The 20,441-nt window shown below is 59.7% G+C and carries 15 protein-coding genes; 11 read left to right on the top strand and 4 right to left on the bottom strand.

From position 1 onward, the window contains the following. Nucleotides 1-4 precede the first annotated feature (4 nt). From nirB to ASD54_RS23925, 3 genes are all read left to right on the top strand, one after another. Nucleotides 5-2,455 (top strand): nitrite reductase large subunit NirB, encoded by a 2,451-nt coding sequence (nirB, locus tag ASD54_RS23935; protein ID WP_062557097.1) that lies wholly within the window; start codon nt 5-7, stop codon nt 2,453-2,455. Between the two features lie 25 nt (nt 2,456-2,480). Beyond that, nucleotides 2,481-2,813 (top strand): nitrite reductase small subunit NirD, encoded by a 333-nt coding sequence (gene nirD, locus ASD54_RS23930; protein ID WP_062557096.1) that lies wholly within the window; start codon nt 2,481-2,483, stop codon nt 2,811-2,813. 209 nt (nt 2,814-3,022) lie between these two features. Next, nucleotides 3,023-5,680 carry a nitrate reductase gene (locus ASD54_RS23925; protein WP_062557095.1) on the top strand — a complete coding sequence of 886 codons (2,658 nt, stop codon included), beginning with the start codon at nt 3,023-3,025 and terminating at the stop codon, nt 5,678-5,680. On the opposite strand, the gene ASD54_RS23920 is transcribed toward ASD54_RS23925, so the two are convergent. Further along, the gene (locus ASD54_RS23920) at nt 5,664-6,833 is read right to left on the bottom strand and encodes an HPP family protein (protein ID WP_062557094.1); all 1,170 of its coding nucleotides are present in this window, start codon (nt 6,831-6,833) and stop codon (nt 5,664-5,666) included. The two genes, ASD54_RS23925 and ASD54_RS23920, sit on opposite strands and share 17 nt — an antisense overlap. 124 nt (nt 6,834-6,957) lie before the next feature. Next, nucleotides 6,958-7,647, bottom strand: coding sequence for a GntR family transcriptional regulator (locus ASD54_RS23915; RefSeq protein WP_062557093.1), 690 nt, complete (start codon nt 7,645-7,647; stop codon nt 6,958-6,960). A gap of 268 nt (nt 7,648-7,915) precedes the next feature. Between ASD54_RS23915 and ASD54_RS23910 the strand changes: the two genes are divergently transcribed. The 8 genes from ASD54_RS23910 to ASD54_RS23875 are packed head-to-tail and all read left to right on the top strand — an operon-like array spanning nt 7,916 to nt 15,461. Then, the gene (locus tag ASD54_RS23910; RefSeq protein WP_062557092.1) at nt 7,916-9,043 is read left to right on the top strand and encodes a BMP family ABC transporter substrate-binding protein; all 1,128 of its coding nucleotides are present in this window, start codon (nt 7,916-7,918) and stop codon (nt 9,041-9,043) included. A 17-nt stretch (nt 9,044-9,060) separates the two neighbouring features. Then, the gene (locus ASD54_RS23905; protein ID WP_062557091.1) at nt 9,061-10,206 is read left to right on the top strand and encodes an ABC transporter permease; all 1,146 of its coding nucleotides are present in this window, start codon (nt 9,061-9,063) and stop codon (nt 10,204-10,206) included. Continuing rightward, on the top strand, nt 10,206-11,132 hold the full coding sequence (locus ASD54_RS23900) for an ABC transporter permease (RefSeq protein WP_062557090.1): 927 nt from the start codon (nt 10,206-10,208) through the stop codon (nt 11,130-11,132). Before ASD54_RS23905 ends, ASD54_RS23900 begins: the two co-directional genes overlap by 1 nt. A 21-nt stretch (nt 11,133-11,153) precedes the next feature. After that, nucleotides 11,154-12,170 carry a formamidase gene (locus ASD54_RS23895; RefSeq protein WP_062557089.1) on the top strand — a complete coding sequence of 339 codons (1,017 nt, stop codon included), beginning with the start codon at nt 11,154-11,156 and terminating at the stop codon, nt 12,168-12,170. A 10-nt stretch (nt 12,171-12,180) separates the two neighbouring features. After that, a complete protein-coding gene (locus tag ASD54_RS23890; RefSeq protein ID WP_062557088.1) occupies nt 12,181-12,882 on the top strand; it encodes an isochorismatase family cysteine hydrolase in 702 nt (233 codons plus the stop codon). Nucleotides 12,883-12,914: 32 nt separating this feature from the next. Then, complete coding sequence (locus ASD54_RS23885; protein WP_062557087.1) at nt 12,915-14,459, top strand: ABC transporter ATP-binding protein; 1,545 nt, start codon at nt 12,915-12,917, stop codon at nt 14,457-14,459. Beyond that, on the top strand, nt 14,459-15,127 hold the full coding sequence (locus ASD54_RS23880) for an isochorismatase family cysteine hydrolase (protein WP_062557086.1): 669 nt from the start codon (nt 14,459-14,461) through the stop codon (nt 15,125-15,127). Before ASD54_RS23885 ends, ASD54_RS23880 begins: the two co-directional genes overlap by 1 nt. Next, on the top strand, nt 15,120-15,461 hold the full coding sequence (locus tag ASD54_RS23875; RefSeq protein WP_062557085.1) for a cupin domain-containing protein: 342 nt from the start codon (nt 15,120-15,122) through the stop codon (nt 15,459-15,461). The genes ASD54_RS23880 and ASD54_RS23875 overlap by 8 nt, the downstream gene beginning before the upstream one ends. Before the next feature lie 60 nt (nt 15,462-15,521). Here the strand turns inward: ASD54_RS23875 and ASD54_RS23870 are convergent, their stop codons facing one another. Both ASD54_RS23870 and ASD54_RS27490 read right to left on the bottom strand, forming a co-directional pair. Continuing rightward, a complete protein-coding gene (locus tag ASD54_RS23870) occupies nt 15,522-18,299 on the bottom strand; it encodes an EAL domain-containing protein (protein ID WP_062557084.1) in 2,778 nt (925 codons plus the stop codon). Nucleotides 18,300-18,772: 473 nt separating this feature from the next. After that, nucleotides 18,773-19,993, bottom strand: a complete 1,221-nt coding sequence (locus ASD54_RS27490; RefSeq protein WP_082547366.1) for a FecR domain-containing protein — start codon at nt 19,991-19,993, stop codon at nt 18,773-18,775. Nucleotides 19,994-20,441: the final 448 nt, after the last annotated feature.

Here is a 20,441-nt window from a genome sequence, read left to right as displayed (position 1 = left end):
CGAGATGACCCAGAGACTCGTCATCATTGGCAATGGCATGGCGCCGGGCCGAATGCTGGAACATCTGTTTGAACAGGCTCCCGGTGCCTACGAGGTTACGATCTTCAACGCGGAACCCCGCGTGAACTATGACCGCATCATGCTTTCCCCGGTTCTGTCCGGTGAAAAGACCTATGAAGATATCATCATTCATGGTGACGCCTGGTACGAAGCCCATGGCGTGACGCTCTATCGCGGCGACAGGATCGTGGAGATCGACCGCGCCAAGCGCACCGTGACCTCGCAAAAGGGTGTGGTCGCCAACTACGATCGGCTGATCATTGCGACCGGCTCCAACCCCTGCATCATTCCGGTGCCGGGCAAGGACCTGAAAGGCGTTGTCGCCTATCGCGATCTGGATGACGTGGATGCCATGCTTGCTGCTGCCGAGGCGGGAGGAGACGCCATCGTGATTGGCGGCGGGCTGCTGGGCCTTGAGGCCGCTGCCGGCCTCAAGGCTCGCGGCATGAACGTGACGGTTCTGCATGTGATGCCCAGCCTGATGGAGCGCCAGCTTGATCCTGCTGCCGGTTATCTGTTGCAGAAGGCACTGGAGGATCGCGGCATCCATGTTCTCTGCAAGGCCAATACCAAAGCGATTCTTGGCGATGGCAAGGTGGAGGCCGTGGAACTCGAGGATGGCCGGATCATTCCCGCATCCATCGTCGTCATGGCGGTGGGCATCCGTCCGAATGTGCAACTGGCAAAGGATGCAGGCCTCGCGGTTAACCGCGGGATCGTCGTCGACGATGGCATGATGACGTCGGATGGTCACATCATGGCGCTCGGCGAATGCGCGGAAGTTGGCGGCCAGGTCTACGGGCTCGTTGCACCGCTTTATGAAATGGCCCGTATCGCCGCCTCGCATCTGGCGGGTGACAAGACACCGGCCTTCGTTCATTCCGACACGCCGACGAAACTCAAGGTCACCGGCATCGATCTCTATTCGCTGGGTGACTTTGCCGAAGGTCCAGATCGTGAGGAAATCGTGCTGCGCGACGCGACGGCTGGCATCTACAAGCGGCTGGTCATCAAGGAGAACCGTATCATCGGCACCGTGCTCTACGGTGAAACGGCTGATGGCGCCTGGTTCAACGACCTGAAGAAGAAGCAGACCGATATTTCGGAGATGCGCGATACCCTTATTTTCGGCCAGGCCTATCAGGGAGGGTCTCCGCTGGACCCTATGGCGGCCGTTGCAGCCTTGCCGGATGATGCGGAAATCTGCGGCTGCAACGGCGTTTGCAAGGGAAAAATCACCTCGACCATCACGGCTAAAGGCTTGACCTCGCTGGATGAGGTGCGCGCCCACACCAAGGCTTCCGCCTCCTGCGGGTCCTGCACAGGTCTTGTCGAACAGCTGATGACACTGACGCTGGGAGACAAATATAACCCGGCAGCCGTGACGCCCATGTGCACCTGCACCGAGCTCGGGCATGACGATGTGCGCCGCCTGATCAAGGCCAAGGGGCTGAAAACCATTCCCGCCGTCATGCAGGAGCTGGAGTGGAAAACCTCCTGCGGCTGCGCCAAATGCCGACCGGCGCTGAACTATTACCTCGTTTGCGACTGGCCGGATGAATATGCCGACGACTACCAGTCCCGCTATATCAACGAACGTGTTCACGCCAATATCCAGAAGGATGGCACCTATTCCGTCGTGCCTCGCATGTGGGGCGGCGTGACAAACGCGAAGGAATTGCGGGCCATTGCCGACGTGGTCGACAAGTTCCAGATCCCGATGGTGAAGGTCACCGGCGGCCAGCGCATCGATTTGCTTGGCATTGAGAAGGAAGACCTCCCCGCCGTCTGGGCGGATCTCGGGCAGGCCGGTTTCATCTCCGGTCAGGCCTATGCCAAGGGTCTTCGCACAGTCAAAACCTGTGTGGGTTCAGACTGGTGCCGCTTCGGCACGCAGGATTCCACCGGCCTCGGCATCCGCATCGAAAAGTTCATGTGGGGTTCGTGGACACCGGCCAAGCTGAAACTCGCCGTTTCGGGCTGTCCCCGAAACTGTGCTGAAGCCACCTGCAAGGATATAGGCGTCATCTGCGTCGATTCCGGCTTCGAGATCCATTTTGCCGGTGCCGCTGGTCTCGACATCAAGGGCACGGACGTTCTGGGTCTGGTGAAGACCGAGGATGAGGCCTTGGAGGTGATCGTGGCGCTGACCCAGATGTATCGCGAACAGGGCCGCTATCTGGAACGCATCTACAAGTGGGCGAAACGCGTGGGCCATGACGAGGTTCGCGCTCAAATCCTTCACGATACCGAGCGGCGCAAGGCCTATTACGACCGCTTCGTCTTCAGCCAGCAATTCGCGCAGGTCGATCCTTGGTCGGAGCGCGTATCGGGCAAGGACAAGCACGAGTTCAAACCCATGGCAAGCGTCGGTTACGGCGAGGCTGCAGAGTGATCTGGTTTGCGAAAGGATTCATTCCATGAACTGGAAAACCATTGGACATATCGACGATATCCCGCTGCGGGGCGCACGTTGCATCAAGACGCCGGGCATGAACATCGCCGTGTTTCGCACCAGCGAGAACGAGGTTTTCGCGATTGAAAACCGCTGCCCGCACAAGGCAGGACCACTGTCGGAGGGCATTGTGCACGGCAAGTCGGTCACCTGCCCGTTGCACAACTGGGTCATTTCGCTGGAAAACGGGATGGCGCAGGGTGCGGATGAGGGGGAGGTGCGGACCTTCGAAATCAGGAATGAGGACGGTCTGCTGTCGATCCTTCTCGATCAGCCGATGATGGTTGCGGCGGAGTAAGAGCTTGAATATGGCCGGTTCACTCCTCTCGACAGCATGGATTGACCGCGACGGCGGTGCTTTGGCGCGTCATCCTCGGGCTTGTCCCGAGGATCTACAGAGGTCGCAAGTGTTGCAATGCTGGCAGATGGTCGGGACAAGCCCGACCATGACGAAAGGAGCATGCCAGAGAGTAGAGGGCAAAGCTCTCCTGTTATGGAGCACACCACATGCCAACTGAAACACGCACCACCTGCCCCTATTGTGGCGTCGGCTGCGGCGTCATCGCCAAGGTCGAGGATGACGGTCGGGTGAGCGTGAAGGGCGATCCCGATCATCCGGCCAATTTTGGCAGGCTGTGTTCCAAGGGCTCGGCACTGGCGGAAACTCTGGATATGGAAGGCCGTGTTCTGGCTCCGATGGTCCATGGCAAGCCCGTCAGCTGGAATAATGCGCTTGATCTGGTTGCCGAACGCTTCTCTTCCGCCATCCGCGACCATGGACCGGATTCGGTCGCTTTCTATCTCTCCGGCCAGCTTCTGACCGAGGATTACTACGTTGCCAACAAGCTGATGAAGGGCTTCATCGGCTCTGCCAATATCGATACGAACTCGCGGCTCTGCATGGCCTCGTCAGTTGCGGGTCACAAGCGCGCCTTCGGTTCCGATACGGTTCCCGGCACCTATGAAGATCTGGAGCTTGCAGATCTGGTCGTTCTCGTCGGGTCGAACATGGCGTGGTGCCATCCGGTGCTTTATCAGCGCCTTGCGGCTGCCAAGGCGAACCGCCCGCATATGAAGGTCGTGGTGATTGATCCGCGCCGAACCGCCACTTGTGACATTGCAGATCTTCATCTGGCGGTGAGGGGCAATGCCGATGTGGCCCTTTTCAATGGTCTGCTTCATCATCTTGCGCAAGAGGGCCATGTGGATGAAGCTTATGTGGCGCAACACACGACCGGGTTTACTGAGGCACTGATGGCGTGCCAGCACACCAGCCTTAGCGAACTTGCGGAAGTAACAGGCGTATCCACCCTGCAATTGCGGCTGTTCTTCCAGTGGTTTGCAAATACGCGGAAGGTCGTCACCTGCTACAGCCAAGGCGTGAACCAGTCTTCGGTGGGAACGAACAAGGTCAATGCCATCATCAATTGCCATCTTGCCACAGGCAGGATCGGTAAGCCGGGATCTGGACCCTTTTCCCTGACTGGCCAGCCTAATGCCATGGGAGGACGGGAAGTCGGTGGTCTATCCAATATGCTCGCCGCGCATATGGACATCGCCAATGATGCAGATCGTGATCGTGTCCAGCGGTTCTGGCAATCGCCGATAATGGCTCAAAAGCCGGGCCTGAAGGCGGTAGAACTGTTCGAGGCCGTGGCAGCGGGCAAGATCAAGGCGCTGTGGATCATGTCCACCAATCCTGTCGTCTCCATGCCGAATGCCGATTTCGTCAAGGCGGCCATCGAGGCCTGCCCGTTTGTGGTTGTGTCGGACATGTACGGCAGTACCGACACGGCAAGACTTGCCCATGTTCTGCTTCCCTCCGCCGGATGGGGTGAGAAAAGCGGAACCGTTACCAATTCCGAGCGCCGCATTTCGCGCCAGCGCCCGTTTCTGGCCGCCCCTGCCGAGGCGCGAGCCGACTGGTGGCAAATGGCGCAAGTGGGCTGCCGGATGGGTTTCGGTGCCGGATTTGCCTATCAGAACGCCAGCGAGATCTTCCAGGAGCATGCAGCTCTTTCAGCCTTCGAAAACGATGGCAGCCGGGATTTTGATATCGGTGCTCACGCCGCGCTGGAGCGGCAGAAGTATGATGCACTCGAACCCTTCCAATGGCCCCAGCCAGCAGGATCCAAGCCTGACGAGACGCGCTTCTTCGCCAACGGTCGGTTCTATCACCCGGATGGCCGTGCCCGCTTCGTAGCGGTTCCAGCAAATCTCGACCATCGTCCTTCCGCCGAGTTTCCACTCATTCTGAACACGGGACGTATCCGGGATCAGTGGCACACCATGACCCGTACGGGAAGAAGTGCCCGCCTTTCGTCGCACATGGCCGAGCCCTTTGCAGAGATCAGCCCCTCCGATGCCCGGCAGTTTGATCTGGAGGATGCGGATCTGGTGGAACTGACAGGGACCACGGGCGCCAGATGCGTGGTCCGTGCCCTGATCACGGATCGACAGGCTCCGGGCTCGGTGTTCGTCCCCATGCATTGGAACGACAGCAATTCGGCGCGCGCGCGTGTCGATTCCTTGGTATCCAATGAGCGCGATCCGATTTCCGGCCAGCCTGCACTGAAGAACGCTGCCCTTAAAATGCAGAAGTTCGAGGCATCCTGTCATGCCTTCCTGATCTGCCGCGAAAAGCCTCTCGAGCTCGATTTCGACTATTGGGCTATAGCGCCGTGCGACGGCGGGTATCGATTGGAACTTGCAGGTCATCCGCCAACAGATGGCTGGCAATCATGGCTCGTAAGAACACTTCGGCTTCCCGAAAACATGGACATCGTCGGACTGTCTGACGAGCCGACCGGTGCCGTGCGCATGGCCGCATTCGCCGCACAGCAATTGCTGGCCGCGCTCTTCGTGGCATCTCGACCGGTTGCCGTGTCACGTCAATGGGCAGTAGGCCAGTTGATGGAGACGCATGACAGGCGGTCACGCATTGCCTTGATCGCCGGGCGACCACCTGCGGATCAGCCAGACAAGGGCGCCATCATCTGCTCCTGCTTCAATGTCGGGCTTAACGAGATCGCGGCAGTGGCACAAACCGGATGCAACACGGTTGACGCCATCGGAGAGATGCTGAAGGCGGGAACAAATTGCGGTTCCTGCCGTCCCGATATCCGCCGGATCATCGCTGAGCGTCAGGTCATCGCCGCCGAGTGATGGCCATCTGGTCCAGTTCGCTTTGAAACAGGGCAGCGAGCAGGTCCGATTGGCTGACGATACCGACAAGCCTATTGTCGGCATCTACCACGGGCATCTGGTCAAGGCCCTGGTCGACCATCGGCGAGACAAGCGATGTGATGCGCGTTTCGGGAATGGCTGATTGAACCCGCGTCTGCATGATTTCGTCCACCCTGGTGGGCAGCTGCCGCTTGCTGAACAGCGCAAGCATGCGATGGCCAAGCCCAAGTTTCAGCGATCCGTCACTGGAAAGAACGGAGTTCTCGAGGAAGTCTTCCAGACCCACGATCCCGGCGAGCTTACCGTTGGCGTCCACGACCGGCAGTGCCTTCACATGGCGCGTCATGAAAATTCGCCAGACGGATTTCAGGCTTTGGCCCATCGTTGCGAAGATCACATCGCGAGACATGATATCGCTGCAGGTCACTGCGCTGGTCTGCCGCTCGAATGCACGGATCTGCGCCTTGTGAAACAGGAGATCCAGATCCTCCGGGCTCACATCGATGAACTCATCCTGCTCCTGTATCACCGCCTCGATGTCCGATGCCACGACACCGATGCGATGAGAGGGCGCGGGATCTGCCGTTCCCTGTCGGGATGGCTGGCTGCCGGGTGTTGCATGCGGATAGCGCCGGCCCGTCACATTGTTGAAAAGCAAAGCGATCACGAGCAGGATGACGGAATTGAGCGCGATTGGCGAAAGAACGAACCAATAGCCCGCCTTCTGGATTGCCGGACCGCCCAGAACAGCCGTCAGGGCCACGGCGCCGCTTGGCGGATGCAGGCAGTTCAGCATCAGCATGATGGCAATTGCGGCCGAGACGGCTATGGCAGCCGCCAGCAATGGTGCGCCGAGAAACTTCGCGCATGACACGCCAATGATTGCAGCGATCAGGTTGCCGCCGAGGATCGACCAAGGCTGGGCCAGAGGGCTGGCGGGTGCTGCGAAAAGCAGCACGGCGGACGCGCCCATTGGCGCGACAAGCAGTGGAACGCTGGCATCGGACTGGAGGGCGATTGTGCTGACCAGTCCGGTCGCAAGGATGCCGGTCAGTGCCCCCAGCGATGCGCGAAGCTTTTCGCGTGGGCTGGTCGGCACGATTGCCGGATTGAGTTTATGAAAAAGCGACATGCCTGGCATCTCTGCGCAACGGAACGATGCGCTGCAATAGCATGTTGCCCATCCCTTAGGCAGAAGAGATTTTCTAAACTTCAGGGATTGCTGAAATGTTTGCTTCGGAGCGGGGCAGGTGGCATCAATTGCGCGTTGCCGTGCTGGAAGCGAAAGTCCTGCTCGCATCCCCAACAATCGACACGTGGGAGTAGGCGGCGCAGGAGGCCGCCGCTCCATCGCGGTTCAATATGGCTCTGACGATACCCTCGTGCTCATCCCAGGAGTGCTGCAAGCGGCCCTCCAGGCGAAACTGTGCGCGACGAAAGGGTGCGAGGCGTGCCCTTGTCTGGAGCACGGTTTCCTGAATATGCGCGTTGTGGGCGCCGGAATAGAGCCGGTTATGAAACTCGGTGTTAAAGGCTGCGTAGTCTTCCGAAGCTCCGGTCTTTACGATGTCGAAGCTTTCGCGATGCAGAGATTCCAGCTCCTCGCGCTCCTGCGTAGTCATGCGTTCTGCGGAAAGTCGGGCGCAGATTGCCTCCAGTTCAGCCATGGCCTCGAACATCGAGCTCAGAAAATCATCGGAAACATTGGTCACGATAGCGCTGCGGTTAGGCGGACGCTCAACCAGCCCCATGGCGCAGAGTTGTCGAAGCGCTTCACGAACGGGCGTTCGCGAGACCTGGAAGCGGCTGGCCAGCCCACCTTCGTCAAGCTTTGCGCCAGGTCGAAGATCACCACTGATAATGAGGTCGGAGATCGCGCGGACCAACTGTTCGACCGTGTCTCCTGTTCTGACCAGTTCCCTCACAATACCGATGACCTTCTCCAAGCTGCATGCACTTATCCGAGCTTAGCGGAGATTCGGTTAAAGCGAAACGCCATCCTGCACAGCAGCTGGAGATAATGCGTGAATTTTGCGCAGACTAAAATTTTGCCTCAAAATACAGCGCCTCAATTAAAAGTGCATACAGTTTGCGCATTGGACCTCAGGGTTCAAGGGAATTCATACCGGTTTAGCAGCTGTTTCAGGCTGGCATAGGGATTGCATACACTTTTTTAGAGCCGGCAGAAGCCGGATTGAAAAAGGGGAACGACCAATGATCAAGTTGCCTTCCGTATCTCGCAGACAGTTTCTTCAGACGACCTTGGCGGGCGCCGCAGCAGCAGCCACGCCGGGCCTGCTTTCCTCCGCAGCCTTTGCTGCGACGCCGTTGACGATCGGCTTCATCTACGTCGGACCCAAGGATGACTACGGTTATAACCAGGCGCATGCCGAAGGTGCAGCCGCCCTGAAATCCATCGAAGGCATCACGCTGGTGGAAGAGGAGAACGTGCCCGAGACCGTGGATGTCCAGAAGACCATGGAATCCATGATCAACCTTGATGGCGCGAAATTGCTCTTCCCGACATCCTTCGGTTATTTCGACCCCCATGTACTGGCCATGGCCAAGAAATATCCGGATGCGCAGTTCCGCCATTGCGGCGGTCTCTGGACCAAGGAAAAGCACCCTGCCAATGTTGGCTCCTATTTCGGCTACATCCATCAGGGCCAGTATCTGAACGGCATCACCGCCGGTTATGCCTCGAAGAGCAAGAAGATCGGTTTCGTGGCTGCCAAGCCCATTCCGCAGGTTCTCCAGAACATCAACGCCTTCCTGCTGGGTGCCCGCTCTGTTGATCCGTCCATCACCTGCCAGGTCATCTTTACCGGCGAATGGTCGCTGGCCGTGAAGGAAGCGGAAGCCACCAACGCTCTCATCGATCAGGGCGCCGATGTCATTACCTGCCACGTCGATAGCCCGAAAGTCGTCGCCCAGACGGCTGCCGGTCGCGGCGCTTTCGTCTGCGGCTATCACGCCAACCAGTCGGCTCTGGCCGGTGACAAGTATCTGACCGGTGCCGAATGGGCCTGGGGCAATGTCTATACGGACTTCATCAAGACGATGCAGGCAGGCAAGCCAATCGGCAACTTCGTGCGCGGCGGCCTGAAGGACGGCTTCGTGAAAATGAGCCCGCTCGGCAAGGCAGTTTCCGCCGATGCGCGCGCCAAGTTCGAAGCGACGCAGAAGACTATGCTCGGCGGCAATTTCGCGGTCTTCAAGGGCGGCCTGAAGGACAACAAGGGCAATGTCGTCGTGCCCGCTGGCAAGGACTATACCGAGCAGGCGATCGAGCTTGAAAGCATGAACTATCTCGTTGAAGGCGTCATCGGCTCCGTCGCCTGATTGAAGGAGCGGAAGTCATGGCTGCCGAGATCGACATATCCTCCGTGGCTTCCGCCACCCGCAGGTTCACGCTGTCGCGCCTTCAGGAAGAACTCGCGCGCAGGCTGGAGCCACTTGCCATCACCTTTCTCGCCATTCTGGCGGGAATGGGCCTTTTCAGCCTCTTTCTTCTGGCGCTGGGCAAGTCTCCCCTCCAGTTCGTGCAACTGGTCTATGCGGGAGGTTTCGGCACCTGGTTCTCGCTGCAAAACGCATTCAGCCGCGCGGCACCCTTGTTGCTGACGGCTCTGTGCGTGGCACTTCCCGCACGCCTTGGGCTTACCGTCATCGGTGGGGAGGGCGCGCTGGCTCTCGGCGGTCTTGGAGCCGCCGCAATCGCCGTGCCCATGCTGTCTGTTTCGCACGGCTGGCCGCTGTGGATTGCAATGGGTATTGCCGGTTCCGTGGTTGGCGGTCTGTGGATCGCCTTTGCCGGTGCCTTGAAGCACTACCGGGGTGTGAACGAAACGATCTCGTCGCTTCTGCTCACCTATATCGGCATCGCCGTCATGAACCACCTCATTGAAGGTGTGCTGCGCGATCCCGCAAGCCTCAACAAGCCTTCCACCTTTCCGCTGCCAGCAGATGCCATGTTCGGCAAGATCTGGGGCATGGATGTCCACTGGGGTTTCGCCACTGGCATCGTCTGCTGCGTGCTCGCCTGGGTCTTGATCGAGCGAACCACAATCGGCTTTGCGGCCCGCGTTTCCGGCGGCAATCTCCGGGCCGCGCAAATTCAGGGATTGCCCGTCGGCAAGCTCATCGTCGGCTTCACCTTTCTTGCCGGTGCCTTCGCGGGTCTCGCAGGCATGATCGAGGTGGCGGCGGTGCAGGGCAGCGCCAATGGCTCCATCATTGCCGGTTACGGTTACACCGGAATTCTCGTTGCGTTTCTTGCGCGGCATAACCCGCTCGCCATCATCCCGGTTTCCATTTTGCTCGGCGGTGTGGCGGCGGCAGGCGGCTTGATCCAGCGGCGCATGGGCCTGCCGGATGCAACGGTTCTCGTGCTGCAAGGCACTCTTTTCATCAGCGTGCTGTTCTTCGAAACGCTCTATGGCCGCTTCAAGCTCTTCAACCCGGAGATGTGGCGCACGACACGCGCCGGAAAGGATGGCGAGTGATGGAAGAGACCGCACTTGGGCTCTGGGGCGTGCCGCTTGCCATTCTGGCAGGTGCTATTCGCGTATCCACCCCGTTCATTTTCGTCAGCCTCGGCGAAACCCTGACCGAACGCTCCGGCCGGATCAATCTCGGCCTTGAAGGAACGCTCGTTTTCGGGGCCATGTCTGCTTATGCCGTGGCCGTTCTAACCCAGTCCGCATGGCTGGGCGTACTGGCCGCCATGATGGCCGGTGCCGTGTTCGGCCTGCTGCATGGCTTTATCTGCAAATTCCCGAAGGTGAACGATATCGCCATCGGTATCGCCATGATGCAGTTCGGGCTCGGGCTTGCCTTCTTCCTCGGCAAGCCCTTCATCCAGCCGGTTGCGCCAAAGCTTCCGTCCATTCCGCTGGGCGGCTGGTCGGCTTTGCCGCAGGTGCAGGCGGCGCTCACCATCAATGTGCTGTTCATTGTCGGTCTCATCCTGACATTTTCCATCGCCTGGATGCTCAAGAACACCCGCGTCGGCCTCATTCTGCGCGTGGTGGGTGACAGTTCCGATGCCGCGCGTGCCATGGGCATCAACCCTAATACGGTGCGCCTGCTGGCAACTTCTGCGGGCGGGGCGCTGGCGGCAATCGGCGGGGCCTACCTGTCGCTGTTTTATCCCGGCTCATGGAACGAACGCATTTCGTCGGGCCAAGGGTTGATGGCCGTTGCGCTCGTCATTTTCGCCCGCTGGAACCCCAAGGGCTGCCTGTTTGCCTCACTGCTGTTCGGCGGGGCTGGCGCGCTCGGCCCCGCGCTTCAATCGGTCGGCGTCACGCAGGGCTATTACCTCTTCTATGCGGCACCTTACGTGCTGACCTTGATCATTCTCATCATGACCTCTTCGCCGACGACGCGCCTTTCGGGTGCGCCGGAGGAACTTTCGCTGACCAAATGAACATGTGACTGGAGATCTGCCATGAACGGCTTGGGCGGTTTGAACAAATCGGAACACGGTGTCGGTATCGGACTGGTGCAGTTGCAACTGCCCGTTACCGTGACGAAAGAGGATCTGGCGCGGCAGACGCAGCGCGTTGTCGAACTGGTGGGCAAGGCACGACGCAACCAGCCGGGCATGGATCTCGTCATCTTCCCGGAATATGCGCTGCACGGCCTGTCGATGGATATCAATCCCGAGATCATGTGCACGCTGGATGGGCCTGAGGTCGCGGCTTTCAAGGCAGCCTGCAAGGAGCACCACATCTGGGGTTGCTTCTCCATCATGGAGCTCAATCCCGGCGGCATGCCCTATAATTCCGGCATCATTATCGACGATCAGGGAGAGTTGAAGCTCTACTATCGCAAGATGCACCCCTGGGTTCCGGTCGAGCCGTGGGAGCCGGGCGATACCGGCATTCCCGTCATCACCGGCCCGAAGGGCGCGAAGATCGCGCTCATCATCTGCCATGATGGCATGTTCCCGGAAATGGCCCGAGAATGCGCCTACAAGGGCGCGGAAATCATGATCCGTACCGCAGGCTACACGGCGCCCATGCGGGACTCCTGGCGTTTTACCAACCAGTCCAACGCCTTCTGCAATCTCATGGTCACGGCCAATGTCTGTATGTCCGGGTCTGACGGCACCTTCGACAGCATGGGCGAAGGCATGATCTGCAACTTCGATGGCTCGATCATTGCCCATGGCACCAGCGGACGACCGGATGAGATCATCACCGCTGAAGTGCGGCCCGATCTGGTGCGCGAGGCAAGGCTCGGCTGGGGTGTTGAAAACAACATCTACCAGTTCGGTCATCGCGGCTATGTGGCGGTCGCAGGTGGCGCGCAGGATTGCCCCTATACCTACATGCACGATCTGGCCGCCGGTCGCTATCGCCTGCCCTGGGAAGACGGCGTGAAGGTAACGGACGGAACCTCCTGCGGGTTTGAAAAGCCCACACGCCGCTTCGGCGAAATCACCAAAACAGCAGCCGAATAGGGATATCGTCATGGATACGCTGACCAACACAGCCACCAACTTCGTTTCTGCCGATCCCTATCCATGGCCCTATAACGGCAAGCTGCGGCCGGACAATACAGTCTTGATCATCATCGACATGCAGACGGATTTCTGCGGTCCGGGCGGCTATGTCGATCATATGGGCTATGATCTGTCGCTGGTGCGTGCGCCCATCGAGCCAATCAAGGCAGTGCTCGCTGCCATGCGCGACAAGGGCTACCACATCATTCACACGCGCGAAGGCCACAGGCCGGATCTGGCGGATCTGCCCGCCAACAAGCGCTGGCGTTCGCAGCGCATCAATGCAGGCATTGGCGATGCCGGACCCTGCGGACGCATTCTTGTGCGTGGCGAACCGGGCTGGGACATTATCGACGAACTGAAGCCCCTCGAAGGTGAAACCATCATCGACAAGCCGGGCAAGGGATCCTTCTGCGCCACGGATCTGGAGCTGATCCTCAACCAGCGCCGCATCGAGAATATTATCCTCACCGGCATCACCACGGATGTGTGTGTGCACACCACCATGCGCGAGGCGAATGATCGCGGCTTTGAATGCCTGCTGCTGGAAGATTGTTGCGGCGCGACCGATTACGGCAACCATCTAGCCGCGATCAAGATGGTCAAGATGCAGGGTGGTGTGTTCGGCTCGGTGTCGAATTCCAAGGCGCTGATCGAGGCGCTGCCATAACCGACGTTCGGCCAAGGGAAGGATCGATACCCATGACAGGCACCACGCTAGGCCCCACAACAGGCAAGGCACTCTCGCTGGAAACGGTTGGCATGACCATGCGTTTCGGCTCCTTCACGGCGCTGGATGATGTCTCCATCAAGGTCAAGGCAGGCTCGTTTCACGCACTTCTGGGGGAGAATGGCGCGGGCAAATCCACGCTCGTCAAATGCATCATGGGTTTCTATCGCCAGACAAGCGGCCAGTTGATGGTGGAGGATCGCGAGGTCTCGGTTGCTTCGCCGAAGGATGCCGCAGCTCTCGGCCTCGGCATGGTCTACCAGCATTTCACGCTGGTGCCGTCGCTGACAGGTGCGGAAAATCTCGTCATCAGCCGCAATGATGTTCCCGGCGTCATCTCCTGGAAAATGGAGCGTGAGGCGCTGGATGCCTTCATCCAGACCATGCCGTTTCGCATTCCGCTGGATCGTCCGGTACGGGAGCTGGCGGCAGGTGAAAAGCAGAAGCTGGAGATTATTCGCCAGCTTTATCTCGGTCGCCGCTTTCTGATCCTGGATGAGCCGACCTCCGTTCTCACACCTGCCGAAGCGGATGATATGCTGGGCCTTGTGCGCGGCATGACGCAGCAGGGGGATTTGAGCGTTCTCATGATCTCCCACAAGTTCCACGAGGTTATGAAGTTTGCCGATGCGGTATCGGTGTTGAGACGCGGCAAACATATCGGCAGCGGCAGCACTTCCGAGCTTAACCCGCATGATATGGCCGCCATGATGATCGGGAATGTGAAGCTTGCCGAGCTGGATAGCCGCCTGCCGATCAAGAATGACGCCCGCACCGTTCTCGAACTGAAGGACTTGCGCGCGAAAGACCGCAGTGGCCTGAAGACCATCGAGGTGGAAGCGCTCGGCATCAAGGCGGGAGAGATTGTCGGCATCGCCGGGATTTCCGGTAACGGGCAGAAGGAGCTTGCCGAGACGCTGGCCGGTCAGCGCAAGGCAGAAACCGGTGAATTTCTGGTGGAGGCAAAGCCTTATCAGGCCACACGTAAGCAGTCTCGCCAGTTTCGAGTCCGCTTCATTCCCGAAGAGCCGTTGCAGAACGCCTGCGCGCCGAAAATGTCGGTCATGGAAAATCTCTCGCTGCGCAGCTTCGATATCGATCCGTCAGGCAAGCCCCGCTTTTTTCTCGATCGCGCCGCCATGCGTGCAAAAGCCGACGCGCTGATTGCTGCCTTCAAGGTCAAGACCGCCTCGCCATCCTCTCCCATTGCCTCTCTATCAGGTGGCAATGTGCAGCGGGCCGTGCTGGCCCGCGAACTCACAGGCGAAGTCGATCTGCTGATTGTCTCCAATCCCTGTTTTGGACTGGACTTCTCGGCGGTGGCCGAAATTCGGGCCCGCATCATGAAAGCGCGCAATAGCGGCACGGCGGTTTTGCTGTTCTCGGAAGATCTGGATGAGTTGATGGAAATGTCGGACCGCATTCTGGTGATGTCGGATGGCAAGCTCGTCTACGAGACGCCGGCACGCGGCGCAGATATCTCCATCATCGGTTCCCACATGGCAGGACATGGCTGATGCCCACAATCAAGGCGCTTCCCTTCGACTTCCGTTTCGAACCGGCGTCCACGGCGCTGATCGTCATCGACATGCAGCGGGATTTCATTGAGCCGGGCGGCTTTGGCGAAACGCTGGGCAATGATGTGAGCCGCGTTTCGGTCATCGTGCCCGATGTGAAACGGTTGATAGAAGGCTGCCGCAGGGAAGGGCTTACCGTCATCCACACCATGGAATGTCACAGGCCCGATCTTTCGGATTTGCCGGACGCCAAGCGAAACCGGGGGAACCCAACCTTGCGGATTGGCGATGCGGGGCCGATGGGCCGCATTCTCATTGCAGGCGAGGCGGGCACTGAAATCGTGACGGAGCTTGCGCCGCTACCGGGTGAGATCGTCATCGAAAAGCCGGGCAAGGGAGCCTTCTATGCCACTGGTCTTTCGCAGGTTTTGGCGGAAAGGGGCATCACGCACCTCATCTTTGCAGGTGTCACCACGGAGGTTTGTGTGCAGACGACCATGCGCGAAGCCAATGACCGCGGCTTCAACTGCCTGCTCGTGGAGGAGGCGACCGCCAGCTACTTCCCAGAGTTCAAGCAGGCTGCGTTGGAAATGATCCGCGCTCAGGGCGGCATCGTCGGTTGGACCGCCCACCTCGCAGATTTCCTGGAAGGAGTGAACCATGGCTGAAACCATACGGTCGGGCTTTCATGCCGATGGTTGGAAGGAACTGGCGTTTGAAGCGTTCCGCGAGGGCGTGACAATCCACTGGATCAGGCGTTTCGAGGGTGAGGCGCCGGGTGTCGCACTCTTGAAGTATGAAGCTGGAGCATCTGTGCCGCGCCACCTTCACGTTGGGCTTGAAACCATTCTCGTGCTGGAGGGCAGCCAGTCCGACGAGACGGGCCGGTATCCCACGGGTTCCTTCATCGTGAATGCACCTGGTAGCGAACATTCTGTCTGGAGCGAGGATGGCTGCGTGGTGCTGATCCAGTGGGACAGACCCGTCCAAATCCTCAATTAGGTTTATCTCGGCGAGTTTTCACGTGAACTCAGATCGCTGCGCTTTTGGCCACACCGCGCTTTATCCGGCGAGCCTCTGATGCAGCGGATCGCTCGGGATGGCGAGTGCAACCAGATCCTCAGACCGCATCGGCCGACCAAACAGGTAACCCTGTCCTTCCTGGCAGCCCAAAGCTTTCAAGATGTCCCATTCCTCACGTGTTTCTATGCCTTCGGCGACTGCCCGCAGGTTCAGCCCATGTGCCATGGACAGCACGGACTGGATGATGACGAGGCTTGCGGGGTCGGTGGAAAGCCGCTTCACGAAGGACTGGTCGATCTTCAGCTTGTCGAGCGGCATCGCGGTCATGTAGCTGAGGCTTGAATAGCCGGTGCCGAAATCGTCCAGCGCGACTGAAATGCCCATGGCGCGGATGTTTCCAATCAGGTCCAGAACTGCGCGCGAACCCTCCACGAAGGCGGATTCGGTAATTTCCAGATGCAGCCGCTTCGGCGCGAGGCCGCTTTCCAGAAGGGCCAGCTGCACCTCCTCCAGGAGGCCAGCGTCCTGGATCTGGATACCGGATACGTTTACGGCAACCGTCATGTGGTCCGGCCATTTACTTGCCTGTCTGCAGGCTTCGAACAGGGCAAAGCGCCCGAGTTCGCGGATGAACCCACTGGCTTCCGCCACCGGAACGAATTCTGCGGGCGAAACCGGCCCGGCATCGCAATGATCCCAGCGCAAAAGCGCCTCGGCGCCACGCACGGCACCGGTCTTCAGGTCCACCTGGGGCTGATACAAAAGATGAAACTCTCCGCGTCGCAAGCCTTCGCGCATGTCATTTTCGAGCTTGCGCGCCCGTTCCTGGCGACGGGCGAGCTCCGGATCGAATGCGCGCCACCAATGGCTGCCGATCTTGTAAGCACTCTCCAATGCTGCCGCGCAATAATCGAGAATGAGCGAAGGATGTTCGGCAAGGGTCTGCGTTCGAAAGAGACCGATCCTGACATCTACCGGAATGGGCGATGATCCGAGATCGACAGGCTGCGCGAAGGTTTCAGCGATGGCGTCGATAAGCCTTGTCGCGGCGCCCTCTTCATTCAGCGATGCAGACACCACAAAGGAATTGGGGCCAAGCCGTCCCACCAGATGGATTTTCGGCAGCGAAGCCAGGCGTGCTGCTAGGGCCTGTAGCAGTTGGTCGGAGAGCGCACTGCCCAGCACCTTGGCGACCACCTCGAAGCGGTGAAAACCGATGGCCGCGACGATGACAGGCGTATCCTGATTGCCGAGGCGCGAAGCAAATTCCCGGCGGTTGAGCAGGCCCGTCAATTCGTCGGTCTGTGAAAGGCGCAGAAGCTCCAGCTCGTGCAGTCTCTGGGCCGTCTGGTCCCGGACAATCAGACTGCCGACAAAGGAGGAATGATCGGTACGACCGCTTTCAAGATGGAGGATGCGCGGTGAGAGTGTCAGCGCCGCTTCGAAATACCGGGTCTCGTCTCCAGCCTCGGTGGAGAAATGCACGGTCTGCGTAAGCGATTTGCCCTGGTCCAACCCATAGGCGGTGACCATTCGCTTCACTGCCTCAAAGAGATCGGATGGGATGCAATCACCAAGCCGCGACCCTTTCGCATTGCCGCGCTGCCAGTGCAATTCGGTCGACTGGCTGGCCTCGATGATGTTCAACTGATCATCGAAGACGATGACGGCATCCGAGCTTTCCGCGATGATCTGCTGCAGGACCGTGCGCGCCAGGCGGCGGTCCGCAAAGGCGCGACGCAGTAGAAAGCGATTGAAATCGAACTTCTCGCCGATAAAGAGACAAAGTCCGATCAGGACGATCATCCAGATCTGACCCGTCTCAAGATACATCCGGCCCGATTGCTGGACCCAGAATGCTGCGGCTTCCACGCCAAGCACCGCAAGTCCGGCGGCTGCGAGCGCCACCAGAACCGAGGCTCTACGCGCAGCCAGTGCAAGGACGACGACCATTGCGGCCAGAAACAGTTCGGCGACATGCTGGTCTGGCGCCGTCAGCAGGCGGTTTTGCAAAATGGTTTCTGTCGCCAGAATATGGATCAGTGGGCCAGCCAGCGCTCCGTGAACCGGGACGGGATAAATGTCCTTGAGCTCGGTCGCATAGGCTCCGATGACCACGGTCTTGCCGTCCAGCCGCGAGGGCGGAACCTTTCCAGACAGTAGATCGGAAACGGAATAGGTCGGGACGGTCGACGGCCGAATGGAAAAGTCGATTGGAAAGACGCCATCCCTGCCGCTGTAGCTGGCCAGAGCCGCTGCAACCGATTGCACACGAAGACCGTCCGCTTGGTCGGATGTGGAAAAATGGCTGACGAGACCCGCATCATCAAGCTCGACATTGGCGAAGGCCGGCCAGGCCACTTTTCCAAATTGATCAATCGGACGTGTCAGCTCGACGGTCGAGGTTTCTGCGGCTTTTGCATGCTGCTTGAAAATGGGGAGAATGACGCCCCCTCCGGCATTCTCCAACGCCTCGGCGAGCTTGCCATCTTCCTGTGGCGCAGAAGGGGTGCTGAAATCAATATCGAAAAAGATATCTTTGGGATTGGACTGTGAAAGAACAGTCAGGATGTCGGCATAGACGCTGCGCGGCCAGGGCCAGACGCCGACCTTGTCTAGGCTCTCCTTGTCGATCGCCAGGAAGACGACCTGTTGCGAAGCATTTCGCTGAAGCAGGGAGAAGCGAAGATCCGACAGGAGCTGATCGACGAGACCGGTGACCGGTCGAAAGGCTCCAACCGGAATCAGCAGCATCAGCATGATCAGGCCAATGCGCGGAATGTAGGATAGAACGCTTCGCAATCTGCCCGTTGTCATCGTCTCTGTTCCCTACGCGCTCCTACTTACCGTTCCCACCGCCGTTACCGCCGCCATTGCCGCCACCGTTGCCNCGCTTCGCAATCTGCCCGTTGTCATCGTCTCTGTTCCCTACGCGCTCCTACTTACCGTTCCCACCGCCGTTACCGCCGCCATTGCCGCCACCGTTGCCGCCGCCGTTGCCGCCGCCGTTCCCACCGCCGTTACCGCCGCCGTTCCCACCGCCGTTACCGCCGCCATTGCCGCCGCCATTGCCGCCACCGTTGCCGCCGCCATTGCCGCCGCCATTGCCGCCACCATTGCCGCCGCCATTGCCGCCACCATTGCCGCCGCCGTTGCCGCCGCCATTGCCGCCGCCGTTGCCGCCGCCGTTGCCGCCGCCGTTGCCACCGCCATTGCCGCCGCCGTTGCCGCCGCCATTGCCGNCGCTTCGCAATCTGCCCGTTGTCATCGTCTCTGTTCCCTACGCGCTCCTACTTACCGTTCCCACCGCCGTTRCCGCCGCCATTGCCGCCACCGTTGCCACCGCCATTGCCACCGCCGTTGCCACCGCCGTTACCGCCGCCATTGCCGCCACCGTTACCGCCGCCATTGCCGCCACCGTTACCGCCGCCATTGCCGCCGCCGTTGCCGCCACCATTGCCGCCGCCGTTGCCGCCACCATTGCCGCCGCCGTTGCCGCCGCCGTTGCCGCCGCCATTGCCGCCGCCATTGCCGCCACCGTTGCCGCCGCCGTTGCCGCCGCCGTTGCCACCGCCATTGCCGCCGCCGTTGCCGCCGCCATTGCCGCCGCCGTTACCGCCGCCATTGCCGCCGCCGTTGCCGCCGCCATTGCCGCCACCGTTCCCACCGCCGTTGCCGCCGCCGTTGTTGCTGCCGCCGTTACCGCCACCGTTGCCGCCGCTGTTGCCACCGTTTCCGCCGCCGATGGCGCTATTCTCGTTTCGGTCGCCGCTCTGCTTGCCCGAGCTGTTTCCACTGCCTGAACCGCTGCCCGTCGAACTTGAGGCTGCACTGCCGGTGGAGGATGCATTGTTGCCGATGCTTGCTGGGGCATTGTTTGCCTGGGACGCCCCTTCAAGCGCTGTGGCGCCAGCTGCCCGCACTCTTGCGGACGATGGTTCGCCGACGGAAACAGAAGGTGCCGAGGCCGCGCCAGCAACGCTCATGCCTTTATCCCTATCAACCGCTGCGCTCTGGCGTGGACCCACATTGGTTTCCTGGCCCGTCGCGAACGCCTTGACATGGACCAGCCCATGCTCGACCGAGACCTTCGCCGACTTCTTGCCGACGGAAACCCGGAAGCTGGTGCCCTTGACCACGGCGGCAAGATACGGAGTCTGGACCGTTGTATGCGGGCGTGCGCGTTTCTCGATTTCCAGATCGAGCGTTCCGCTTTGCTGGAAGACTTCCGTCGTCGTTTCGAAAAAGCCGGATGTTGTTATACCAGCCATTGTATTGGGCTGGAAGGTGACGCTTTCCTGTCCGCGTGTCAGTTGGACCCGTCCTTTCGGACCGGTGGAAATCCAAGCCTTGTTGGGAATGGTGTCGCCGGCGCGCACCGGTAACCAGTTCGTCTTGTCGACCGTGAAATTGACCTGACGCGTTGCCATGGCAACCTGCCAATCTTCGGCAGCTTTTCCGGGCGAGGCGAAAAGAAACGCCAGCAAAACGACAAGCAACAGACGAACCATGTTTCTCTCCCACATTCACCGTCAGTCTGTGGGAGAGCTCAATTAAGATCTGCTGAATTATGTGTGACAATCTATCAGATTGCCGTTTAATTGCTGCACAGGGTTAAAAAACAGGCAATTTATACTTCGGAACGTCACAAGCGGGAGACTGCCCGCCTCCCGGAGGTGTTTAGTCTAGGGCGGGGTTTGACGTTCGGCATCATGGAATTGACCACCCCCCAACAGTATGGCCATTGCCCGGCGCTGGCTTCCAACAGCAGGAGGCCGCGACATCAGCGGCATTGTCCTTCATGACATGCGCAAAAACCCAGCAGGGCGAGCCAATGGTCCTACATGATATCTCGATCGAGTCCACTCGGCGAGATTAGGGTCATCGTGGGGCTGGAACGCCCTCTGGGAGCAAGACCGGTAGTGTAAGCCCGCAGCATCTTGGCTCCCACACCCTCGT

The organism is Rhizobium sp. Root149, from assembly GCF_001427345.1.
Taxonomy (GTDB): Bacteria; Pseudomonadota; Alphaproteobacteria; order Rhizobiales; family Rhizobiaceae; genus Neorhizobium; species Neorhizobium rhizoryzae.
The sequence above is the reverse complement of the archived record's forward strand: the minus strand, read 5'-3'. Positions and strand labels throughout refer to the sequence as shown.